At 70.4% G+C, this 22842-nt stretch carries 21 protein-coding genes; 9 read left to right on the forward strand and 12 right to left on the reverse strand.

Annotated elements, in window-relative coordinates; translation table 11 throughout:
- Positions 1–215: 215 nt before the first annotated feature.
- Positions 216–839 (forward strand): phosphatase PAP2 family protein, encoded by a 624-nt coding sequence (locus TNCT6_RS07545; RefSeq protein WP_308789462.1) that lies wholly within the window; start codon positions 216–218, stop codon positions 837–839.
- A 40-nt stretch (positions 840–879) separates the two neighbouring features.
- Here TNCT6_RS07545 and TNCT6_RS07550 read toward each other — a convergent pair whose 3' ends face one another.
- The 8 genes from TNCT6_RS07550 to TNCT6_RS07585 form a co-directional block, all read right to left on the reverse strand.
- A complete protein-coding gene (locus TNCT6_RS07550; RefSeq protein WP_141357858.1) occupies positions 880–1332 on the reverse strand; it encodes a hypothetical protein in 453 nt (150 codons plus the stop codon).
- Between the two features lie 114 nt (positions 1333–1446).
- Positions 1447–3312, reverse strand: coding sequence for a chitinase (locus TNCT6_RS07555; protein ID WP_373996159.1), 1866 nt, complete (start codon positions 3310–3312; stop codon positions 1447–1449).
- Between the two features lie 201 nt (positions 3313–3513).
- Positions 3514–4941 carry an FAD-binding oxidoreductase gene (locus TNCT6_RS07560; protein ID WP_141357860.1) on the reverse strand — a complete coding sequence of 476 codons (1428 nt, stop codon included), beginning with the start codon at positions 4939–4941 and terminating at the stop codon, positions 3514–3516.
- Positions 4942–4990: 49 nt separating this feature from the next.
- Positions 4991–5791: an ABC transporter permease gene (locus TNCT6_RS07565; RefSeq protein WP_141357862.1), complete on the reverse strand. Its 801-nt coding sequence runs from the start codon at positions 5789–5791 to the stop codon at positions 4991–4993.
- The gene (locus TNCT6_RS07570) at positions 5792–6715 is read right to left on the reverse strand and encodes an ABC transporter permease (protein ID WP_141357864.1); all 924 of its coding nucleotides are present in this window, start codon (positions 6713–6715) and stop codon (positions 5792–5794) included.
- Positions 6715–7878, reverse strand: a complete 1164-nt coding sequence (locus TNCT6_RS07575; RefSeq protein WP_141357866.1) for an ABC transporter ATP-binding protein — start codon at positions 7876–7878, stop codon at positions 6715–6717. The genes TNCT6_RS07570 and TNCT6_RS07575 overlap by 1 nt, the downstream gene beginning before the upstream one ends.
- On the reverse strand, positions 7875–9122 hold the full coding sequence (locus TNCT6_RS07580) for a spermidine/putrescine ABC transporter substrate-binding protein (protein ID WP_141357868.1): 1248 nt from the start codon (positions 9120–9122) through the stop codon (positions 7875–7877). Before TNCT6_RS07580 ends, TNCT6_RS07575 begins: the two co-directional genes overlap by 4 nt.
- 47 nt (positions 9123–9169) lie before the next feature.
- Complete coding sequence (locus TNCT6_RS07585) at positions 9170–10705, reverse strand: gamma-aminobutyraldehyde dehydrogenase (protein ID WP_141357870.1); 1536 nt, start codon at positions 10703–10705, stop codon at positions 9170–9172.
- Positions 10706–10916: 211 nt separating this feature from the next.
- Here TNCT6_RS07585 and TNCT6_RS07590 point away from each other — a divergent pair, with 211 nt between their 5' ends.
- The gene (locus TNCT6_RS07590) at positions 10917–11486 is read left to right on the forward strand and encodes an NADAR family protein (protein WP_141357872.1); all 570 of its coding nucleotides are present in this window, start codon (positions 10917–10919) and stop codon (positions 11484–11486) included.
- A 194-nt stretch (positions 11487–11680) separates the two neighbouring features.
- Here the strand turns inward: TNCT6_RS07590 and TNCT6_RS07595 are convergent, their stop codons facing one another.
- Positions 11681–12385: a DUF4190 domain-containing protein gene (locus tag TNCT6_RS07595; protein ID WP_141357874.1), complete on the reverse strand. Its 705-nt coding sequence runs from the start codon at positions 12383–12385 to the stop codon at positions 11681–11683.
- Between the two features lie 133 nt (positions 12386–12518).
- Here TNCT6_RS07595 and TNCT6_RS07600 point away from each other — a divergent pair, with 133 nt between their 5' ends.
- On the forward strand, positions 12519–13682 hold the full coding sequence (locus TNCT6_RS07600) for an adenosine deaminase (RefSeq protein ID WP_253266051.1): 1164 nt from the start codon (positions 12519–12521) through the stop codon (positions 13680–13682).
- 29 nt (positions 13683–13711) lie between these two features.
- Complete coding sequence (locus TNCT6_RS07605; RefSeq protein ID WP_141357876.1) at positions 13712–14410, forward strand: glycerophosphodiester phosphodiesterase; 699 nt, start codon at positions 13712–13714, stop codon at positions 14408–14410.
- A 58-nt stretch (positions 14411–14468) separates the two neighbouring features.
- Here the strand turns inward: TNCT6_RS07605 and TNCT6_RS07610 are convergent, their stop codons facing one another.
- From TNCT6_RS07610 to TNCT6_RS07620, 3 genes are all read right to left on the reverse strand, one after another.
- Complete coding sequence (locus TNCT6_RS07610; protein ID WP_216372772.1) at positions 14469–14768, reverse strand: HXXEE domain-containing protein; 300 nt, start codon at positions 14766–14768, stop codon at positions 14469–14471.
- Between the two features lie 40 nt (positions 14769–14808).
- Positions 14809–15999 carry a PotD/PotF family extracellular solute-binding protein gene (locus TNCT6_RS07615; RefSeq protein WP_141357878.1) on the reverse strand — a complete coding sequence of 397 codons (1191 nt, stop codon included), beginning with the start codon at positions 15997–15999 and terminating at the stop codon, positions 14809–14811.
- A 258-nt stretch (positions 16000–16257) separates the two neighbouring features.
- Complete coding sequence (locus TNCT6_RS07620) at positions 16258–17697, reverse strand: gamma-aminobutyraldehyde dehydrogenase (RefSeq protein WP_141357880.1); 1440 nt, start codon at positions 17695–17697, stop codon at positions 16258–16260.
- A gap of 171 nt (positions 17698–17868) precedes the next feature.
- On the opposite strand from TNCT6_RS07620, the gene TNCT6_RS07625 reads away from it, so the two are divergent.
- The 5 genes from TNCT6_RS07625 to TNCT6_RS07645 all read left to right on the forward strand — a co-directional run bounded on the left by TNCT6_RS07625 (position 17869) and on the right by TNCT6_RS07645 (position 22748).
- On the forward strand, positions 17869–18387 hold the full coding sequence (locus TNCT6_RS07625; protein ID WP_141357882.1) for an Lrp/AsnC family transcriptional regulator: 519 nt from the start codon (positions 17869–17871) through the stop codon (positions 18385–18387).
- Complete coding sequence (locus TNCT6_RS07630; RefSeq protein ID WP_141357884.1) at positions 18372–19751, forward strand: aspartate aminotransferase family protein; 1380 nt, start codon at positions 18372–18374, stop codon at positions 19749–19751. The genes TNCT6_RS07625 and TNCT6_RS07630 overlap by 16 nt, the downstream gene beginning before the upstream one ends.
- A 256-nt stretch (positions 19752–20007) precedes the next feature.
- A complete protein-coding gene (locus TNCT6_RS07635) occupies positions 20008–20751 on the forward strand; it encodes an ABC transporter ATP-binding protein (RefSeq protein WP_141357886.1) in 744 nt (247 codons plus the stop codon).
- Complete coding sequence (locus tag TNCT6_RS07640; RefSeq protein WP_141357889.1) at positions 20733–22208, forward strand: hypothetical protein; 1476 nt, start codon at positions 20733–20735, stop codon at positions 22206–22208. The genes TNCT6_RS07635 and TNCT6_RS07640 overlap by 19 nt, the downstream gene beginning before the upstream one ends.
- Positions 22209–22340: 132 nt before the next feature.
- Positions 22341–22748 (forward strand): VOC family protein, encoded by a 408-nt coding sequence (locus tag TNCT6_RS07645; protein WP_141357891.1) that lies wholly within the window; start codon positions 22341–22343, stop codon positions 22746–22748.
- The last annotated feature ends 94 nt before the right edge of the window (positions 22749–22842 follow it).

Here is a 22842-nt window from a genome sequence, read left to right on the forward strand (position 1 = left end):
CTCAATGATCGGACAGTCGCCCGCCCCAAACCCCCCGGGGCGCGCGGCCTTCCGATCCGGACGGTCGCAGACAGATGGGACGGCCGTCCCCGTCGGGCCGGCGCGCATCCCCCCTTGTGCGCCGGCCCTTCGGTGTCTCCGGGGCCGGCCGGCACGGACCGGGACCGACCGGCCCGGGTCCGGGCTCACTCGCCCTGCCTGCGAAGCTGTGCACCGTGGTGTTCGTGGTGTTCCTGCTCGCCGTCCCGGCCCTCCTGTTCGCACTGATCACCTGGCAGGTGCGGGTGGGCGGCCCGCTGCTGGGCGCGGACCGGGAGGTCAGTCACGCCCTGCTGCACCCGGACCGCCTCTCCGAACTGCTCTCCGATCTGGGCCAGGTGCAGATCGCGGTACCCGTACTCCTGGCCGTCCTGATCCACACGGCCTGGCGGGGACGCGCCGCCGGCGCGGAGCGCTGGTGGCTCGCGCCCCTCGCGGCAGCCGTGCCGATGGCCCTGCTCCCGGCACTCGTCGTGCCGTTGAAGGCCTGGACGGCCCGGCCCGGTACCGCGGTCATGCCGCCCGGTACCGGGTACTTCCCGTCGGGGCACGCGGCCACCGCCGCCGTCGCCTACGGTGCCGCGGCGCTCGTGCTTCTGCCCTGGCTGCGCACGGCCGCCGCCCGCCGGACCGTCGTGGCGCTGTTCGCGGCGCTCGTGTCCGGCGCCTCCTTCGGGCTGGTCCGGCGTGGCTACCACTGGCCGCTGGATGTCGTGGCCAGTTGGTGCCTGGCTTCCGTGCTGCTCTCCGCGCTGTGGCTGCTGATCGGCGTCGTCGTGACCACTGACGCCGCCCCCTAGCACTGGTATCCCATCCGTGTGTTCGGGTCGGCTCCCCGTGTCAGCCCTCCTCCTCGAGGGCCAGGGCCGCGGCCGCCTCGTGCATCGCCAGTTCCAGCAGTGCCGGGTCGGTGAGGGTGCCCGAGCCGTCCGGGGTGACCAGCCAGCGCACCCTGCCGGTGCTCCGCCCCGGATACGGCACGACGATCCAGGTGCCGGGCCCCGCGCTGCGGATACCGGTGCCGAGCCAGCGGGCCGCGGTGCCCGGCGGCACGAAGAAGCCCGTGCGCTCGTCCCCGAAGTCGGCCAGCACCGGCCCTGGCCGGTCGAGGAAACGGGTCAGGACGTCGAGCGTCGGACAGCCGAGCGTCCCGGGCAGGATCAGGACGTCCCAGGCCTTGCCCGCGGGCAGCAGGGCGGTCCCCCGGGGGTTGCGTTCCCACTCCCAGCGGCAGGCCTCGGGGTCCGGCGCGACCGATGCCAGCCAGGCGACCTCCGTCTTCGCCCCAGTCATGAGAAGACCTCCCTCATCGTTCGTGGACGCGGCCCGCGTCACAAGGGAGAGGGAGGTATCTCATCAGCCATTACGCGGATTGTGACCGCTCGTTGGAGTGAACCGGCTCAGAGCTCAGCGGCCGCGCCCGAAGTAGCTGTCGAAGGTGTTCTGGAACTGCCAGTTCCCGAACCGGTCCCAGTTGACCGACCACGTCATCAGGCCGCGCAGGGCCGGCCAGGTGCCATGGGTGGTGGAGGAGCCGCAGTTCGTCTTCCTGGTCAGGCAGTCCAGGGCCTTGGTGACCTCCGACGGGGCGACGAAGCCGTTGCCCGCGTTGGTGGACGCCGGCATGCCGATGGCGACCTGGTCGGGGCGCAGCGGCGGGAAGACGTTCGCCGCGTCGCCGGCCACCGGGAAGCCGGTCAGGAGCATGTCGGTCATGGCGATGTGGAAGTCCGCGCCGCCCATGGAGTGGTACTGGTTGTCCAGGCCCATGATCGGGCCCGAGTTGTAGTCCTGGACGTGGAGCAGGGTCAGGTCGTCGCGGAGGGCGTGGATCACCGGAAGGTAGGCGCCGCAGCGCGGGTCCTGGCCGCCCCACTTGCCTGTGCCGTAGTACTGGTAGCCCATCTGCACGAAGAAGGTCTCCGGGGCCATGGTCAGGACGAACTTGGCGCCGTACTTCGCCTTCAGGGTCTTCAGGGCCGAGATCAGGTTGACCACGACGGGCGTGGTCGGGTTCCGGAAGTCCGTGTCGTTCGCGTTGAGGGACAGGGAGTGACCCTCGAAGTCGATGTCGAGGCCGTCGAGGCCGTATTCGTCGATGATCCGCGAGACGGACGAGACGAACATGTCCCTGGCCCCCGTCGTGGTCAGCTGCACCTGGCCGTTCTGGCCGCCGATGGAGATCAGGACCTTCTTGCCGGCCGCCTGCTTGGCCTTGATGGCCGCCTTGAACTCGGCGTCGCTCTCGACGTTCGGGCACTCGGTGACCGGGCAGCGGTTGAAGCGGATGTCGCCCGAAGTGACCGACGTCGGCTCGCCGAAGGCCAGGTCGATGACGTCCCAGCTGCCGGGGACGTCGGCCATGCGGGTGTAACCGGAGCCGTTGGCGAAGCTCGCGTGCAGGTAGCCGACCAGGGCGTGCGGCGGGAGGTCCGTGGTGCCGCCGCCCGAGTCCGCGGCCGTCTTCGCCGTCACCGTCGCCGACTTCGCCGACTCGCCCGCGGCGTTCACCGCCGCGACCTGGAAGCCGTACGCGGTCGAGGGCGACAGACCGGTGATCGTGGCGGACGCGCCGGTCACCGTCTGGACCTTCGTGCCGTCGCGGTAGACCGTGTAGCCCGTGGCGTCGGCCACCGGGGACCAGGACAGGGCCACGCTGGTCGAGGTGACGGTGCCGGTCTTCAGACCCGTGGGAGCGGCGGGCGGCTGCTGGCCGGTGCTGCCGCCCGGGCCGACGAGCGAGAGGTCGTCGGCGTTGTAGGCGCCCGTGCCGTACCAGCCGTGGGTGTAGACCGTGACCTTGGTGGTCTGCGCGCCGGTGCGGAACGTGGTGGTGAGCTGCTGCCAGTCGGGGGCGGACTGGGTCCAGGTGGAGACGTCGGTGGTGCCGGTGCCGCTCGCACCCAGGTAGACGTAGGAGCCGCGGACGTAACCGCTCAGCGTGTACTGGGAGTTCGGCTGGACCGGCACCGTCTGGGTGCACTGGGCGTTGTCGCTGCCGGCCGGGGTCGCCTGCAACGCCGAACTGCCGCTGCGGACCGGGGACTTCACCGTCGTACCGGATCCCGAGCAGGTCCAGCCGTCGAGGCCCGCCTCGAAGCCGCCGTTGCGCAGGATGTCCGCGTCGGCCGCTCGCGCGGTCGTCGTGAGCGCGGTGACGCCGGGCAGGGCGAGAAACGTGGCCGTCAGCGCGGCGAGCAGCCGGCGCCTGGCCGGTCCGGCCGGGCCGGCTGGTCTGTCTGAACTACCTGGTCGCCGTATGTCGCGGTCCACAACTGCCTCCGGTCATGGGGGGATTGGGGAGGGTGGAGCGCGCCCAATTTGGTCCAGACCAATTCGGTTGTCAAGACCTGTGGCATCGGCGGCATGTCCCGGGCCGTGGCCGCTGCCGTCTTCGCGTGGGCATGCGAAGACCTCCCTCCCCCGTGGACGCGCGGGAGCGCGTCGTGAGGGAGGGAGGTCTCCTCGCGGGTGTCAGCTGTCGAAGCCCAGGCCCAGGCGGTCCATCGTCCGCAGCCACAGGTTGCGCCGGCCGCCGTGTTCGTCGGCGCGGGCCAGTGACCACTTGGTGAGCGCGATGCCGGTCCAGGCGAACGGCTCCGGCGGGAAGGGCAGCGGCTTCTTGCGGACCATCTCCAGCTCGGTGCGCTCGGTGCGCCGACCGGCCAGCAGGTCGAGCATCACCTCGGCACCGAAGCGGGTCGCGCCCACGCCGAGGCCCGTGTAGCCGGCCGCGTAGGCGACCTTCCCCTGGTGGGCGGTGCCGAAGAATGCCGAGAAGCGCGAGCAGGTGTCGATCGCCCCGCCCCAGGCGTGGGTGAAGCGGACGCCCTCCAGCTGCGGGAAGCAGGTGAAGAAGTGCCCGGCCAGCTTGGCGTAGGTCTCGGGGCGGTCGTCGTACTCCGCGCGCACCCGGCCGCCGTACGGGTAGATCGCGTCGTAACCGCCCCACAGGACACGGTTGTCGGCCGACAGCCGGAAGTAGTGGAACTGGTTCGCCGAGTCCCCGAGGCCCTGCCGGTTCTTCCAGCCGATCGACGCCATCTGCTCGGCGTTGAGCGGCTCGGTCATCAGGGCGTAGTCGTAGACCGGGACGGTGTACGAGCGCACCCGCTTGACCAGGTTGGGGAAGACGTTGGTGCCGAGCGCGACCCGGCGGGCCCTGATCCGGCCGTAGGGCGTACGCACGGACATTCCGTCGCCGTACGGCATCAGGGTCAGGGCGGGCGTGCGCTCGTAGACGCGCACGCCGAGGCGCACGCACGCCTGTTTCAGGCCCCAGGCGAGTTTGGCCGGGTGGACCATGGCGACGCCCCGGCGGTCCCACAGGCCGGCCTCGAAGGTCGGTGAGGCGACCTGCTCGCGCACCGCGTCCCGGTCGAGGAACTCGAAGCCCTCGGCCAGGCCCTGCTCCTGCATCTGCGCGTACCAGTCCTTCAGTTCCCGGGCCTGGTACGGCTCGGTGGCGACGTCGAGTTCGCCGGTGCGCTCGAACTCGCAGTCGATGGAGTGGCGGGCGACCGTCTCCTCGATGGCGTCGAGGTTGCGGGCGCCCAGCTCCTCCAGCTTGTGGATCTCCTCCGGCCAGCGGGTGAGACCGTTGGGCAGGCCGTGCGTGAGGGAGGCGGCGCAGAAGCCGCCGTTGCGGCCGGAGGCGGCCCAGCCCACCTCGCGGCCCTCCACCAGCACCACGTCCGTGGCGGGGTCGCGCTCCTTGGCGATCAGCGCGGTCCACAGTCCGCTGTACCCACCTCCGACCACCAGCAGGTCGCAGCTCTCGGCTCCGGTCAGCGCCGGCTCCGGGCGGGGCCTGCCGGGGTCGTCCAGCCAGTACGGGACCGGCTGGGCCTCGGAGAGGGATGTGGTCCAGTCGTGCTCACGGCTCATGGCGCCAGGGGCCATGATTTCAACTCCCTACAGAGTCAATTTCGTTGTTTCGGTGAGGCGGGTGTTACGCCTTCTGCCTGGTGCGGCGGCGGCCGATGGCCATGGAGCCCAGGACGAGCAGTACGGCGATGACGAACATGGCCGTACCGATGACGTTGATCTGGACGGGTGTGCCGCGCTGTGCCGAGCCCCAGACGAACATCGGGAAGGTCACGGTCGAGCCCGCGTTGAAGTTCGTGATGATGAAGTCGTCGAACGACAGCGCGAAGGCGAGCATCGCGCCCGCGGCGATTCCGGGGGCCGCGATCGGCAGGGTGACCCGGACGAAGGTCTGCACCGGTCCGGCGTACAGATCCTGCGCGGCCTGCTCCAGCCTCGGGTCCATCGACATCACACGCGCCTTGACGGCGACGACGACGAAGCTGAGGCAGAACATGATGTGCGCGATCAGGATGGTCCAGAAGCCGAGCTGCGCACCCATGTTGAGGAACAGGGTGAGCAGCGAGGCCGCCATGACCACCTCGGGCATCGCCATCGGCAGGAAGATCAGCGAGCTCACGGTGCCCCGCGCGCGGAAGCGGTAGCGGACCAGTGCGAAGGCGATCATCGTGCCGAGGGCGGTGGCGCCGACCGTGGCCCAGACGGCGATCTGGAGGCTGAGCGACAGCGATCCGCACATGTCGGCGACACCGCACGGGTCCTTCCAGGCGTCCATGGAGAACGCCTGCCACTGATAGTTGAAGCGGCCCTTCGGCTTGTTGAAGGAGAAGACCGTGACGACGATGTTCGGCAGGAGCAGGTATCCGAGCGTCAGCAGTCCGGCGATGACGACGAAGCGGCGCTTGAGCCAGTTGACGAAGGCCATTTAAACCAGATCCTCCGTGCCGGACTTGCGGATGTAGGTGGTGATCATGGCGAGGATCGCGGCCATGAGGATGAAGGACAGGGCCGCCGCCGTCGGATAGTCCAGGATCCGCAGGAACTGCGTCTGGATGACGTTGCCGACCATGCGGGTGTCGGTCGAGCCGAGCAGGTCCGCGTTGACGTAGTCGCCGGCCGCCGGGATGAAGGTCAGCAGCGTGCCGGAGACCACGCCCGGCATCGACAGCGGGAAGGTGACCTTGCGGAAGGTGGTGAACGGCTTGGCGTACAGGTCGCCCGCCGCCTCGTGCAGCCGCGGGTCGATGCGCTCCAGCGAGGTGTACAGCGGCAGGATCATGAACGGCAGGAAGTTGTACGTCAGACCGCACACCACCGCCATCGGGGTGGCGAGCACCCGGTCGCCGGCGGTCCAGCCGAGCCAGTTGGTGACGTCCAGGACGTGCAGCGTGTTGAGGGCGCCCACAACCGGGCCGCCGTCGGCGAGGATCGTCTTCCAGGCCAGGGTCCGGATCAGGAAGCTGGTGAAGAACGGCGCGATCACCAGGATCATGATCAGGTTGCGCCAGCGGCCCGCGCGGAAGGCGATGAGGTACGCCAGCGGGTAGCCGAGCAGCAGGCACAGGATCGTCGCGGAGGCCGCGTACAGGACCGAGCGGACGAACTGCGGCCAGTACTCGGACAGCGCGTGCCAGTAGGTCGCGAAATGCCAGGTGACCTTGTATCCCTGCTCCAGGGAGCCCGTCTGCACGGACGTGGACGCCTGGTAGATCATCGGCAGCGCGAAGAAGACGACCAGCCAGAGGATGCCGGGCAGCAGCAGCCAGTACGGCGTGAAGCGGCCCCGCCTGCGCGGCGGTCTCGTCTGCTGGGTGGCGGGCGGCGCGGGCGCCTCGGTGACGGCGGCCATCAGGCTGCGTCCTCCTCGACGCTCTCGACGCCCGCGTCTATGTCCTGCGCCGCGTCCAGCCCGAAGGTGTGGGCCGGATTCCAGTGCAGGACCACCTCGGCGCCGGGCACCAGGCGGGCGTCGCGGTCGATGTTCTGCGCGTAGACCTCGAACTCGGGACAGACAGGGCTGTCGATCACGTACTGCGTGGAGACGCCGATGAAGCTCGACTCGGAGATCCGGCCGGTGATGCGGTTGCGGCCGTCGGGGATCTCGCCCGCGTCGTCGGCGTGGGTGAGGGAGATCTTCTCCGGGCGGACGCCGACGAGCACCTTGCCGCCGGTCGTGGCCGGGGCGGAACAGCGCGCCTGGGGCAGGGTGAGCTTGCCGCCGCCCGCCTTCAGGACGATCTCCTCGCCGCTCCTGGCGTCGACCTCGGCCTCTATCAGGTTGGAGGTGCCGAGGAAGTTCGCCACGAACGTGGTCTGCGGGTTCTCGTAGAGGTCGGTGGGCGAGCCGAGCTGCTCCACCCGGCCGCCGTTCATCACGGCGACCGTGTCGGCCATGGTCATGGCCTCCTCCTGGTCGTGCGTGACGTGGATGAAGGTGATGCCGACCTCGGTCTGGATGCGCTTGAGCTCCAACTGCATCTGGCGGCGCAGCTTCAGGTCCAGGGCGCCGAGCGGCTCGTCGAGCAGGAGCACCTTGGGGTGGTTGATCAGCGCGCGGGCGACCGCGACGCGCTGCTGCTGGCCGCCGGAGAGCTGGTGCGGCTTCTTGCGGGCCTGCTCGCCCAGCTGCACCAGGTCCAGCATCTCCTCGACCTGCTTCTTCACCGACTTGATGCCGCGCCGGCGCAGACCGAAGGCGACGTTCTCGAAGATGTCGAGGTGCGGGAAGAGCGCGTAGGACTGGAAGACCGTGTTCACCGGGCGCTTGTACGGCGGCAGATGCGTCACGTCCTGGTCGCCGAGGTGGACGGTGCCCTGCGTGGGCTCCTCCAGTCCGGCGATCATGCGCAGGGTGGTGGTCTTGCCGCAGCCGGAGGCACCGAGCAGGGCGAAGAAGGACCCCTGAGGCACGGTCAGGTCCAGCGGGTGCACGGCGGTGAAGCCGCCGTAGCGCTTGCCGATCTGGGAGAGGCGGACGTCGCCGCTGTTGTCTTTCGTCGTCATTGTCGTCACGCCCCTGTGAGCTTCGCGAACTTCGCTTCGTAGGCCGCCTCTTCCTTGTCGCTCAGCGCGCGGAAGGAGTGGGACTTGGCCACCATGTCCTTGGTGGGGATGATCAGCGGGTTTTCCGCCGCCGACTTGTCGATCTTGGCCAGCTCCGCTTGTGCACCGTCGACGGGACTGATGAAGGCGGTGTAGGCACAGAGCTGTGCAGCGGTCAGAGGCCGGAAGTAGAAGTCGATCAACCGCTCGGCGTTCGCCTTGTGGCGAGCCCCGCGGGGAACGAGCAGGTTGTCGGTGGCCGTCGTGAATCCGGCTTCCGGCATGATGTAGTCGACGTTGGCGCTGTCCGCCTGGAGCTGGACGATGTCACCGCCCCAGGCAAGGCACACTGCGACGTCGCCCTTGGTCAGGTCGGACGTGTAGTCGTTGCCGGTGAAGCGGCGGATCTGCCCCTTGTCGACCGCCTTCTGGAGGCGGGCTATCGCCGCGTCGTAGTCGTCGTCGGTGAACTTCGCCGGGTCCTTGCCCATGTCGATCAGCATCATGCCCATGGTGTCGCGCATCTCCGACAGGAAGGCGACCCGCCCTTTGAGCTTGGGGTTGTCCAGCATGTCGGAGATCGACTTCACCTCGATGCCGTCGAGAGCCTTCTTGTTGTAGGCGATGACGTTCGAGACACCCTGCCACGGATAGGAGTAGGCGCGCCCCGGGTCCCAGTCCGGGCTGCGGAACTGCTCGGACAGGTTGGCGAAGGCGTGCGGCAGGTTCGCCGGGTCCAGCTTCTCCACCCAGCCCAGACGGATCATCCGCGCGGCCAGCCAGTCGGTGAGGACGATGAGGTCCCGGCCGGTGTCCTGGCCGGCGGCGAGCTCCGGCTTGACCTTGCCGAAGAACTCGTTGTTGTCGTTGATGTCCTCGTTGTACTTGACCTTGATGCCGGTCTGCTGGGTGAACGTGTCGAGCGTGGGGTGCTTCTTTCCGCTGTCGTCGACATCGATGTACACGGGCCAGTTGGAGAAGTTGAGGATCTTCTCCTTGGCCGAGTGGTCCTCCGCGGAGGTGCCACCCTGTGCCTGGCCGGCCGGGGGGATCCCGCAGGCGCTCAGCGCCCCGAGTCCCCCGACCGCGAGCGCGCCGCCCGCCGAGGCGCGCAGCATCGAGCGTCGGCTGAAGGAGGCCCTGCCGTTGCGGAAACTGCGCCGCACGGCGGCCAGCTGGGCCGGGGTGAGGCGGTCGGGCTCGTACTGCTCCATGCGCGTGGTGCCCTTTCGGGAAGGCCTGGTTCAAGGCCTGGTCGTTGCTATCGGTCCCCGAAGATCGTGCGGTGCCAGTCCTTGCGGGACACCGCCGTGTTGTCGAACATGACGTGCTTGATCTGCGTGTATTCCTCGAACGAGTACGAGGACATGTCCTTGCCGAAGCCGGACTGCTTATAACCGCCGTGCGGCATCTCGCTGATGATCGGAATGTGGTCGTTGACCCACACGCACCCCGCCTTGATCTCCCGCGTCGCGCGGTTGGCCCGGTAGACGTCCCGGCTCCACGCCGAGGCCGCCAGACCGTACGGAGTGTCGTTGGCCAGCCGAATCCCCTCATCATCACTGTCGAACGGCAGAACGACCAGCACCGGACCGAAGATCTCCGACTGGACGATCTCGCTGTCCTGCGCGGCGTCCGCGACGAGGGTGGGGCGATAGTACGCCCCGTTCTTCAGTTCGCCCTGGGGAGCCTCACCGCCGGTGACCACGCGCGCGTAGGCACGCGCCCGGTCGACGAAGCCGGCGACGCGGTCGCGGTGGACGTGCGAGATCAGCGGGCCGAGGTCGGTGCCGGGGGCGAACGGGTCGCCGAGCCGGACGGTCGCCATCAGGGCGGCCGTCCGTGCGACGAACTCCTCGTACAGGGGGCGCTGCACGTACGCGCGCGTGGCGGCCGTGCAGTCCTGCCCGGTGTTGATGAGCGCGCCCGCGACCGCGCCGTTGACGGCGGCCTCCAGATCGGCGTCGTCGAAGACCACGAACGGCGCCTTGCCACCGAGCTCCAGGTGCAGCCGCTTGACGCTCGCGGTGGCGATCTCGGCGACACGCTTGCCGACGGCGGTGGAGCCGGTGAAGGACGTCATGGCCACGTCCGGGTGGCCGATCAGGTGCTCGCCGGCCACCTTGCCGGTGCCGGTGACGATGTTGATCACGCCGTCCGGGATGCCCGCGTCGGTGGCGGCCTGGGCGAACATCAGCGCGGTCAGCGGGGTCAGCTCGGCCGGCTTGAGCACGATGGTGTTGCCCGCGGCGATGGCCGGGAGGATCTTCCAGGCGGCCATCTGGAGGGGGTAGTTCCAGGGCGCGATGGAGCCGACGACCCCGATGGGCTCACGGCGGACGTAGGACGTGTGGTCGCCGGAGAACTCACCGGCCGACTGCCCCTGCAGATGCCGGGCGGCGCCGGCGAAGAAGGCCGCGTTGTCGATCGTGCCCGGCACGTCGAACTCGCGGGTCAGCTTCAGCGGCTTGCCGCACTGGAGGGACTCGGCGCGGGCGAAGTCCTCCGCCCGGTCGGCGAGCACGGCCGCGAAGCGGTGCAGCGCGTCCGAGCGGTCGCCGGGCGTGGCGCCCGCCCAGCCGGGGAACGCCTCGCGCGCGGCGGCCACCGCGGCGTCGACGTCCTCGGGGCCGGCCAGTTCGTACGTGTAGACCTCCTCGCCGGTGGCAGGGTCGACGACCGCGTGGCTGCGGCCCGAGGTGCCCTTGGTCAGCCTTCCGGCGATGTACTGCGCACCGTCAGCGAAACGGTCCTGCGCCGGGAATCGGTCCGGGGTGGCGGTGCCCGGGTTGTGCATGTCGCTCTCCTCCGCCGTTGCCCCTCGGTCACCGAGGGCAGGTGGCGTAGCTCCAGCTCGATTTGAGTGCCGATCCTGACAGAGCTCGGGGACTCCAACAAGTGATTCCGTTGTTGCCTTTTGGTTACGCGACGGAATCTGTCGACCAGGTGTCGAGTAGGCACGGAAAAGGCAGGACGGTGTGTCCGTGGTGCGTGCCACACTCGCGTGCATGGGGAACATCGACTCCTGGCAGGCTCTGACCAGGGAAGTCCGCGCGGGGACCCGCGTGCGCTACCTGTATTTCTGGGGGCATCGGCCGCACCCGGACGGCCGGGTCGGCCCGAGCTGTCTGAGTCAGTGGTGGCCGTCGCCGTTCACGGTGGACGAGGTGCCGTACGCGACCGCGGAGCACTGGATGATGGCCGGCAAGGCGCGGCTGTTCGAGGACGCGGAGGCGGAGCGGCGGGTACTGGCCGCGCGGCATCCGGCGGAGGCCAAGACTGCGGGGCGGCTCGTGCGCGGCTTCGACGAGGACGTGTGGGAGCGGGAGCGGTTCCGGATCGTGGTGGAGGGCGGCGTCCACAAGTTCGCCGCCCACCCCGTGCTGCGCGAGTTCCTGCTGGCCACGGGCGACCGTGTGCTGGTGGAGGCCAGCCCGGTGGACCGGATATGGGGCATCGGACTGGCCGCCGGCGACGAGGCGGCGGCCGATCCGGAGCGCTGGCGGGGGCCGAACCTGCTGGGCTTCGCGCTGATGGAGACGCGCGAGCGGCTGCGGGCCGGCACGCGGGCGAGCTGACCGGCCCGCGCGGAGTGCGGGCCGGGCTGGCGGCGGAGTGCGGGCCGGGCCGACGGCGGCATGCGGGCCGGGTGGGGCCAGGCGGGGCAGCACCGGCCCGCGCGGAGTGCGGGCCGAGCTGGCGGCAGCGTGCGGGCCGGGTGGGGCCAGGCGGGGCAGCACCGGCCCGCACCGAGTGCGGGCCGGCCCCGGTGTCAGCGGTCGGTCAGGACGGTCACGGCCGGCAGGGGGGCGCGGGCGCCCTCGTCCCAGGTGCTGTCCGAGGAGACCTCGACGTTGTTGACATAGAAGACGCCGATGACCAGCAGGACGATCGTGGCGAGGCCGAGGACGATGCCGATGATTCCCGTGATCAGGCCGGCCTGGGCCTGGCCGTGGTTGTTGGCCTCGCCGCGTTCGGCCTTCCGGCGGCCCTTGATGCCGAAGATCACGGCGAGGACGCCGAGCACCACCCCGAAGATGCCGTAGAAGCAGAACATGGTGCAGGACAGGATGCCGAGCACCATCGCGGCGGTGCCCATCCCGTTCTGCGGGGGCATCGGCATACCGGGCCAGCCCTGGCCCGCTCCCGGATAGGCGGGGTAGCCGTACCCGTCGGGTACAGGACCGGTGGGTATGCCCGGACCGGTGGGAGCGACGGGTGGCGGCGGCACGGCGGAGTCCGCGGTGGGGCCACCGTAGCCGGGCGGCGGGAAACCGGCCCCCGGCATCGAGACCATCGTCTCCTGGTCGTGCACGGAGGGCGGGGGAAAGGCAGGCGGGGCGAAGCCGGGCGCCTGCCCGGGCCCGGGCGACTGCGCCGGGTCGGACGTGTTCTTCTCCAGAGAAGGCCTGCTGCCGGGCGGCGCCCACGGATCCTCGGCTCCCGCGCCCCCGCCGGCCTGCGTTCCGTCCGTCATCTCGTCGTCTCCCCCTCGATCGATCGCCCCGCCATGCTAAGGCCTCGTCGGCGCAGGCGAGCGGCCGGGCACCGGGCAGCACCGCCCCCGGTCGGGAACGCGGCCCGCGGCCACGGCGGGGCATGCGCCTACGATGACGGTGCTCACCGATCAGCCGATCACCAGCGCCGCGCCCGCAGGGCCCGCGGCGCCCTTCCCGGGGAGGGACCCGTTGACCGACCAGTACGCACCCCGTGACCCGCACGCACTGTTCGACCCGCACGCGCCGCGCGACCGGCACGCCTTCATCGCCGGACTGCCCAAGGCCGAACTGCACGTGCACCACGTCGGGTCCGCCTCCCCCCGGATCGTCTCCGAGCTGGCCGCCCGCCACCCCGACTCCAGGGTGCCCACCGATCCCGAGGCCCTGGCCGACTACTTCACCTTCACGGACTTCGCCCACTTCATCGAGGTGTACCTGTCCGTCGTGGACCTGATCCGCACCCCGGAAGACGTCCGGCTGCTGACCTACGAGGTGGCCCGCGACCTGGCCCGGCAGCAGGTGCGCTACGCGGAGCTCACCATCACGCCGTTCTCCTCCACCCGGCGGGGCATCGACGAGCGCGCCTTCATGGACGCGATCGAGGACGCCCGCAAGGCGGCCGAGGCCGAGTTCGGAACCGTACTGCGCTGGTGCTTCGACATCCCCGGTGAGGCCGGTCTCGAATCGGCCGAGGAGACCATCCGGCTCGCCACCGACGACCGGCTGCGCCCCGAGGGCCTGGTGTCGTTCGGGCTCGGCGGGCCGGAGATCGGCGTACCGCGGCCCCAGTTCAAGCCCTACTTCGACCGGGCCATCGCCGCCGGGCTGCACTCCGTGCCGCACGCGGGCGAGACCACCGGGCCCGAGACGGTGTGGGACGCGCTGACCGAGCTGCGCGCCGAGCGCATCGGCCACGGCACCAGCTCCGCCCTGGACCCGAAGCTGCTCGCCCACCTCGCCGAGCACCGCATCCCGCTGGAGGTCTGCCCCACCTCCAACATCGCCACCCGGGCCGTGCGCACCATGGAGGAACACCCCATCAAGGAGTTCGTCCGCGCCGGGGTGCTCGTCACGGTCAACTCCGACGACCCGCCCATGTTCGGCACCGACCTCAACAACGAGTACGCCGTGGCCGGCCGGCTGCTCGACCTCGACGAGCGGGGCCTGGCCGAGCTGGCCAAGAACGCTGCGCACGCCTCCTTCCTGGACACGGCCGGCAAGGCGAGCATCGTGGAGGAGATCGACGCCTACACCGCGCGGTGGCTCGCGCCCTGAGCGGGACACGGCGGGACACAATGGGGCCCATGCAGACCGTGACCGCCGTGGCGCACCGCGGCGACCCCTACCGCTTCCGCGAGAACACCGTCGACTCGCTGCGCTCCGCGTTCGTACAGGGCGCGGACGCGGTCGAGATCGACGTACGGCTGACCCGGGACGGTGTTCCGGTGCTGCTGCACGACGAGTCGCTGAAGCGGCTGTGGGCCCACGACCGGCCGCTGCACGCGCTGTCCGCGGCAGAACTGCGCGACGTGACGGACGGCCGGGTGCCCACGCTGGAGGACGCCCTCGCCGCGACGGGCACCGGCCGGGTGATGATCGACCTGCCGGGCCCGGCCCGCCCGCGGGCGGTGCGGCGGATCGTCGACGTGGTCGACGCGTGCGGGGCGCGGGACCGCGTGTACTACTGCGCGGGCGCCGAGGCCATGCTCGCGGTGCGCGCCGCCGACCCGGCCGCCGAGATCGCGCTGACCTGGACGAGCCTGGCGCCCCCGCGGGCCGGGCTGCTGGAGGCGGTGCGGCCCCGGTGGCTGAACTACCGGTTCACCCTGGTGGACCGGGACCTCGCCACCCGTGTCCATCGCGACGGCTACCTGCTGTCCGTCTGGACCCCCGACACCCGACGCTCCCTGCGCCGCCTCCTCGACCTCGGCGCCGACTCCATCACGACCAACCGCGTCGACCTGCTGCACACCCTGCGCACCGCGCAGACCGCGGCACCGTAGGGCCTCTCGTTCGGATCATGCCGGGCTCCCTGATCCGGTCCGATCCCGACGAAGGACCCTAGCGGCGGGCCCCCGACAACACCTCGGTACGGTCCGGCACTTGCTCCGGAACGCCTCGGCGATGGGTGCCCTCCCCGACGGACGCGGCGGCGGCGATGGCGCCCATCATCCCAACGACCACCGCGAATTCACGCGTGTCCACGGACCCCAGTCGCCGCCACACCGCCTCCGGCACCCCCGGGAAGCGCTCCCGCAGCGCCGATACGCTGCGCCGCTGCCAGCCCGGCACGGCGGCCAACTCCGCCACATCGTGCGGGGCCCAGGCCGCCAGCAGCCCGAACGTGACGGCGGGGCACACCGGTTGGTCGCTCTACGTGTGCGTCACGCAGGTGAGTCTGCTACAGGCCCACGATGGCGTTCCAGCGCTTGGCGAACTCCACACGCTCCCCGGAGGACATGTCGCGGGCGATGGCGAGGCGCTCGCGCATGGTGGCGTCGGGGAAGATCAGCGGGTTCTCGGCGAGTTCGGCGGTGTCCTGGTCCTTGGAGTCGGCGAGCACCGCCTGGGCCGCCGGGACGGGGCAGACGTAGTTGACCCAGGTGGCGAGTTCCGCGGCCACCTCGGGGTCGTAGTAGTAGTCGATCAGGCGTTCCGCGTTGGCCTTGTGGCCGGCCCGGTTGGGGATCATCCAGGAGTCCGACCACAGTTCCGCGCCCTCCTCGGGCACGACGAAGCGGATGTCGGGGTTGTCCGCCTGGAGCTGGATCACATCGCCCGAGTAGGCCTGGCAGGCCAGGACGTCCCCGCTGACCAGGTCCTTGGTGTAGTCGTTGCCGGTGAAGCGGCGGATGTGGCCCTTGCGGATCTGCCGCTCCACCTGGTCGCAGATCTTGTCGAAGTCGTGGGTCTTCCACTTGGTGATGTCCACGCCGTTGGCCTGCATCAGCAGCGCGAACGCCTCGTCCAGGCCGGACAGCAGGGTGACCCGGCCCTTGAGGTCGCTCGCCCACAGGTCGGAGACCTGGCGTATCTCGCGGCCGAGCTTGCGGCGGTTGTAGGCGATGCCGGTGATGCCCGACTGGTACGGCATCGTGAACTTGCGTCCCGGATCGAAGGCGGGGTCGCGCAGCAGCGGGTCCAGATACTTGGCCACCTGCGGCTGACGGGCGCGGTCCATCTCCTGCACCCAGCCCAGCCGGACGAACCGCGCGCACAGCCAGTCGCTGATCACGATGAGATCGCGGCCCGGGTCCTGATGGTTCATCAGGGACGGGCTGATCTTGCCGAAGAACTCGTCGTTGTCGTTGATCTCCTCGACGTAGTCGACGGCGATGCCCGTCTGCTTCTCGAAGGCCTCCAGAGTGGGCCGCTTGTTCGGGTTCTTGTCGTCGGTGTCGATGTAGAGCGGCCAGTTCGCCCAGGTCAGCCGGTGATCGGTGGCGGAGATGTCCGGGATGGCGCGGTCACCGGGCTGGACGTAGGCGGCGGGCACCCCGCAGCCGGCGAGCGCACCGAGCGCGGCCGTGCCGCCCAGGGCACGCAGCAGGGAGCGACGGGAGAGCGGGGGCGTCTTCGGAGTCTTGGGCACCGGCCCAGGATGCCGCTCCTGTCCGCGGCCGGACAATCGACGCAGCGTCGAGCACGCCGGTAGGGAGCCGACACCTTGTCGATCACGGCCCGGCCGCGGAGACACCGTGTCGACCACCGCCCGCCCTGGACACACCGCGTCGACCACCGCCCGGCCCCGGACACACCACGGCCCCGGACGGTCCGTCCTCCGTCCGGGGCCGCGAGCGGGCGAGCCACGCGATCAGCGCGTCACGCGGTCAGTGACGCGCGGTCGGCGTCACGCGTCGAGCGACGTCATGACGTGCTTGATCCGCGTGTAGTCCTCGAAGCCGTACGCCGACAGGTCCTTGCCGTAGCCGGACTTCTTGAAGCCGCCGTGCGGCATCTCGGCGACCAGCGGGATGTGGGTGTTGATCCACACGCAGCCGAAGTCGAGCTTCTTGGACATCCGCATGGCGCGGGAGTGGTCCTTGGTCCACACCGAGGAGGCCAGCGCGTAGTCGACGCCGTTGGCCCACTCCACGGCCTGGTCCTCGTCCGAGAAGGACTGCACGGTGATGACCGGGCCGAAGACCTCCCTCTGGATGATCTCGTCGTCCTGCTTCAGGCCGGAGACGACGGTCGGGGCGTAGAAGTAGCCCTTGTCGCCGACCTGGTGGCCGCCGGCCTCGACCTTCGCGTGGGCGGGCAGCCGCTCGATGAAGCCGGCCACCTGCTTGAGCTGGTTGGGGTTGTTCAGCGGACCGAACAGGACGTCCTCGTCGTCCGGCTGCCCGGTCTTGGTCTCGGCCGCGGCCTTGGCGAGCGCGGAGACGAACGCGTCATGGATGGACTCGTGGACGAGGACACGGGTGGCGGCCGTGCAGTCCTGGCCGGCGTTGAAGAAGCCGGCGACCGAGATGTCCTCGACGGCCTTGTCGATGTCGGTGTCCTCGAAGACCACGACCGGGGCCTTGCCGCCCAGTTCCAGGTGGACCCGCTTGAGGTCCTTGGAGGCCGACTCGGCGACCGACATGCCGGCGCGCACGGAACCGGTGATGGAGGCCATCGCCGGGGTCGGGTGCTCCACCATCAGACGCCCGGTGTCGCGGTCGCCGCAGATGACGTTGAAGACGCCCTTGGGCAGGATCGAGCCGATGATGTCGGCGATCAGGACCGTGGAGGCGGGGGTGGTGTCCGACGGCTTCAGGACGACCGTGTTGCCCGCGGCGAGGGCCGGGGCGAACTTCCACACGGCCATCATCATCGGATAGTTCCACGGCGCGACCTGCGCGCAGACGCCGATCGGCTCGCGGCGGATGATCGAGGTCAGCCCGTCCATGTACTCGCCGGCCGAGCGGCCCTCGAGCATCCGGGCCGCACCCGCGAAGAAGCGGATCTGGTCGACCATCGGCGGGATCTCCTCGGAGCGGGTCAGCCCGATCGGCTTGCCCGTGTTCTCCACCTCGGCCGCGATCAGTTCCTCGGCGCGCTCCTCGAAGGCGTCCGCGATCTTCAGCAGGGCCTTCTGGCGCTCCGCCGGGGTGGTGTCGCGCCAGCCCGGGAAGGCCGCGGCCGCGGCCGCCATGGCGGCGTCCACGTCCGCCGGCCCGGAAAGCGGCGCGGTCGCGTACGCCTCGCCCGTCACGGGGTTGACCACCTCGGTGGTCCGTCCGTCGGCGGCGTCCCGGAACTCACCGTCGATGTAGTTGCGCAGACGACGCAGCTCGGTGCTCACTGCCGGCCCTCCTGATCTTGTTCAAGATGTCCCATCGCTGAGGCACCCACCCTAGTCCGGGGGCCCACGTTTTCAACACCCCCGCCGCCGCGAGTTCTGCGAAATCCGCACGTCTCGGTCTCGCAAACAACGAATTTCATTGCATCGGCCTTGCGGAACTGTCGATACGTCGTGCACAGTGAGGTCGTGCCCAGTCGAAGCGCAGAGCAGAGGGACTCCCGCGAGTCCAGGAACGGGAGCAGCCCGCACCTGGACGCCGTCTCCCTCGCCATCATCGAGCAGTTGCAGGAGGACGGCCGCCGTCCGTACGCCGCCATCGGCAAGGCCGTCGGCCTGTCCGAGGCGGCCGTGCGCCAGCGCGTCCAGAAGCTGCTCGACCAGGGCGTGATGCAGATCGTCGCCGTCACCGACCCGCTCACCGTGGGCTTCCGCCGGCAGGCGATGGTCGGGATCAACGTCGAGGGCGACACGGAGTCCGTGGCCGACGCTCTGACCGGCATGTCGGAAGTCGAGTACGTGGTGATGACCGCGGGCTCGTTCGACATCCTCGCCGAGATCGTCTGCGAGGACGACGACCAGCTGCTGGACGTCATCAACAAACGCATCCGGGCACTGCCCGGCGTGCGCTCCACCGAGAGCTTCGTCTACCTCAAGCTCAAGAAGCAGACCTACATGTGGGGAACCCGATAACCGTGAGCAAGGACCTCAGCCGTACCGCGTACGATCACCTGTGGATGCACTTCACCCGCATGTCCTCGTACGAGAACGCCCCCGTGCCGACGATCGTGCGCGGCGAGGGCACCTACATCTACGACGACAAGGGCAAGCGCTACCTCGACGGTCTCGCGGGTCTGTTCGTGGTCCAGGCCGGTCACGGCCGCACGGAGCTGGCCGAGACCGCGTCCAAGCAGGCGCAGGAGCTGGCGTTCTTCCCCGTCTGGTCCTACGCCCACCCCAAGGCCGTCGAGCTGGCCGAGCGTCTGGCGCACCACGCCCCGGGCGACCTGAACAAGGTCTTCTTCACCACCGGCGGCGGCGAGGCGGTCGAGACCGCCTGGAAGCTCGCCAAGCAGTACTTCAAGCTGACCGGCAAGCCCACCAAGTACAAGGTCATATCCCGCGCGGTCGCCTACCACGGCACCCCGCAGGGCGCCCTGTCCATCACCGGCCTGCCGGGCCTGAAGGCGCCGTTCGAGCCGCTGGTTCCGGGCGCGCACAAGGTGCCGAACACCAACATCTACCGCGCCCCGATCTTCGGCGACGATCCGGAGGCCTTCGGCCGCTGGGCCGCCGACCAGATCGAGCAGCAGATCCTCTTCGAGGGCCCGGACACGGTCGCCGCGGTCTTCCTGGAGCCGGTGCAGAACGCCGGCGGCTGCTTCCCGCCGCCGCCCGGATACTTCCAGCGTGTGCGCGAGATCTGCGACCAGTACGACGTGCTGCTCGTCTCCGACGAGGTCATCTGCGCCTTCGGCCGTCTGGGCACCACGTTCGCCTGTGACAAGTTCGGCTACGTCCCGGACATGATCACCTGCGCCAAGGGCATGACCTCGGGCTACTCCCCGATCGGCGCGTGCATCGTCTCCGACCGCCTGGCCGAGCCCTTCTACAAGGGCGACAACACCTTCCTGCACGGCTACACCTTCGGTGGCCACCCGGTCTCCGCCGCGGTGGGCCTGGCCAACCTCGACCTGTTCGAGCGCGAGGGCCTCAACCAGCACGTGCTGGACAACGAGGGCGCCTTCCTCTCCACCCTGCAGAAGCTGCACGACCTGCCGATCGTCGGCGACGTCCGCGGCAACGGCTTCTTCTACGGCATCGAGCTGGTGAAGGACAAGCACACCAAGGAGTCCTTCAACGAGGAGGAGACCGAGCGGGTCCTGTACGGCTTCCTCTCCAAGGCGCTGTTCGACAACGGTCTGTACTGCCGTGCCGACGACCGCGGCGACCCGGTCATCCAGCTCGCCCCGCCGCTGATCTCCACCCAGGAGACCTTCGACGAGATCGAGCAGATCCTGCGCGCGACCCTGTCGGAGGCGTGGACCAAGCTGTGACCGCGGCGGCCCGACCGCCGCGCGAAAGGCGCACACCTGCGATCAGCTGATCAACACCGGCCCCGGTGCCGTCCGTTCGAGTGGGAAACGGCGGCCCGGGGCCGTGTGCTGTCCGGGCTCTCCCCAGGCGCTGCCTAGCGTGCCCTTGACGCGTCACTCTGCGTCGGACCGGCCCCGTGACCCGAGGTCTTCACACTCGTTCGCCCGTACGGGGGACACGGCACGGCATTCCCGATGAGAACCGAGGTGCACGCCCATGGACGTCCCACCCGACAACGAGGTGCTCTGGGCGCGGGCCCTGCACTACACCCACGACGACGGTTCACCCGCCCTCGGCGGCGTCTCCCTCGGTGTCGCGCAGGGCGAGATCCTCGCCGTGAACGGGCCGAGCGGCAGCGGCAAGACCACCCTGCTGCGGTGCCTGTCCGGCTTGACGCGGGTGCGGCACGGCGAGGTCTGGTTCAACGGCGTCCCGGTGCACACCCTGGGCCCGCTGGCCCGTGAGCGGCTGCGCCGCGACCGGTTCGGCTGGGTCGACCCCACGCCCGTGCTCGTACCGGAGCTGAACGTCTGGGAGAACACGGCCCTGCCCCTGATGCTGCGCGGCACGAGCCGGCGGCGGGCCAAGGTGGCCGCCCAGGAGTGGCTGGAGCGCCTCGACGTCGGCGACCTGGCCCGTATGCGCCCGCACCGGCTGCGCCAGGCCGAGCGGCAGCGCGTCTGCATCGCCCGCGCGCTCGCCCCCTTCCCCACGGTGCTGTTCGCCGACGAGCCGACGGCCCCGCTGCACCGCGCCGACCGCGCCCACGTGCTGCGCACGCTCACCACCGCGGCCCGTTCGCACGGCATCACGGTCGTGCTCGCCAGCCACGACCCGGAGACCGCGGCCTTCGCGGACCGGACGGTGGCGGTGCTCGACGGGCGGTGCGTGAAAACCGTGCACCTGCCCCCGGTCGGCGACACCGCGGAAGGCCGGGCCGCGTGCTCGCTCTCCGTCTGACCCGCGTCGCCCGCCCGGGCGTCCAGCTGCGCCGCCTGACGGTCGCTGTGGCGTCGGCGGGCACGGGCTTCCTGCTGCTGTCCAGCCTCGGCTACGCGCTCGGCCACCCGGAGCACTCGGCCGCCGCGGCGCTGCGCCTGTCCTGGTGCGTGCTGCCCCTGGCCGCGACGGTGTACCTCGCGGTCGCGGTGGCCCGCACCGACCCGGGGACCCGTCCCCGGTCGGGCCTGTCGGCGCTCGGTCTCGGCCCGGGCCGTCTGATGGCCGTCTCGGCGGCCACGACCGCCCTGGCCTGCGGCCTCGGCTCGCTGCTCGCGCTGCTGGTCTTCATGTACCTGCGCGGCGACGGCACGGAACTGCCGTTCGACGGCGCGGCACCCGCCTTCCTGGCGGCCGGGGAGCCACTGCCGGTGCCGGCCGTGCTGACGCTGCTGACCGTCGTCCCCGTCCTCACCTCGGTGGCGGTCGCGCTGGTGCTGTGCCCCCGGGAGGCGAGGCTCACGACGGCCCGGAACACCGGCCGGAGGTACGGCCGCTTCGGGGCGTACCGGCGCACCGCCACGCGGGAGACGTTCGGGGCGTACGGCCGGTTCGGGGCACGCCTCGGCGACGGGTCCGCCAGGCGACAGGACCGGCCGGCGGGGCAGGACCGGTCGGCGACGGCGTGCGCGGTCCGGCCCCAGGACACGGCCGACGGCACGGTGCGGACCGGGGACGACCTGTCCGGCGCCCCTCCGAGCGAGGCCGACCTGTCCGGGGACGACCTGTCCGGCACCCCCCAGGACGCCGGTCACGAACCCGCGCACGACGACACCGACCCCGATCGGCCCCCGGCCCCTCGGCAGCCGCCCACCGGACTCCCCTGGGGCATCGCCGTACTCGCCGCCGGCCTGGCCGTGGAGACGTACGCCGGACGGTCCACCACCCCCGGCGCCGTCCCCGGCCCGGTCCTCCCCGGCGGCCTGGCGTCCGGCTCCGCCCCGGTCCTCATCGGCTGGCTGATGACCGCACTCGGCCTCGCCCTGGCCGGCCCCGGGCTCACCCACCTGTGCGGCCGCGTGCTCCAGTCCGCGCGCCCGGGCGCCCTGCGGCTCCTGGCCGGACGCGTCCTGATGGAGGAGGCGGGCCGCATCGGCCGCCCGCTGGGCGTGGTCTGCGCGGTGGGGTCGGGGACGTACGCCGTGATCGCGGCCTACGAGGGCACCGCCCGGGCGCTCGGCCCGCTGACGACGCTGGGCGCGCTGCTCGTCGCCGGCTGCGCCGTGACCACCCTGCTGATCGCCGCCGTCGAGGCGAGGCAGTCCCGTGCCGACGCCATCGCCGCGCTGCTGCGGCTCGGCGCACCGGCCTCGGTGCTGCGCTCCGCCGCCCTCCTGCGCTGCCTCGCCCTGCTGGCCCTGTTCATCCCGCTGACCCTGATGGTCGCCGATCTCGCCGCCCTGCCGCTGGCCCCCTGAGCCACCGGCCCGCCGGCCCACCCGCTCCGGAGAAGACGCGCGAAAGAAATCCCGGGGCCGCCGATGAGTTCCGCGCGGACCCCGGGTCTACCCCTGAGAACGGCAACGAACCGCGATGGGAGAGACCCCGCCATGTACCAGCAGATGATCTTCGTGAACCTGGCGACGAACGACGTGGCCGCGTCCAGGAGGTTCTTCACCGAGCTCGGCTACACCATCAACCCCCAGTTCTCCACCGACGAATGCGCCTGCGTCGTCATCAGCGACACGATCATCGCGATGCTGCTCAGCAAGCAGCACTACGCCAACTTCACCAAGAAGGAGATCGCGGATTCGACGAAGTCCAGCGAAGTGCTGATCTGCCTGAGCGCGGAGAGCCGCGAGAAGGTCGACGAACTGGTGCAGAAGGCAATCGCGGCCGGTGGCACCGCGACCGGCGAGGCCCAGGACCAGGGCTTCATGTACGGCCGCTCCTTCGACGACCTCGACGGCCACACCTGGGAGGTCATGTGGATGGACCCGGCTGCGGTGCAGGGCTGAGCCCACTGGGGGTTGAGGACAGGATCGTCTGGGCGGGTGCGTCGGCACCCGCCCAGACTCATGCCAACCCGTTGAAACATTCACCTAGTTAATA

This window comes from Streptomyces sp. 6-11-2 (assembly GCF_006540305.1).
Lineage (GTDB): Bacteria > Actinomycetota > Actinomycetes > Streptomycetales > Streptomycetaceae > Streptomyces.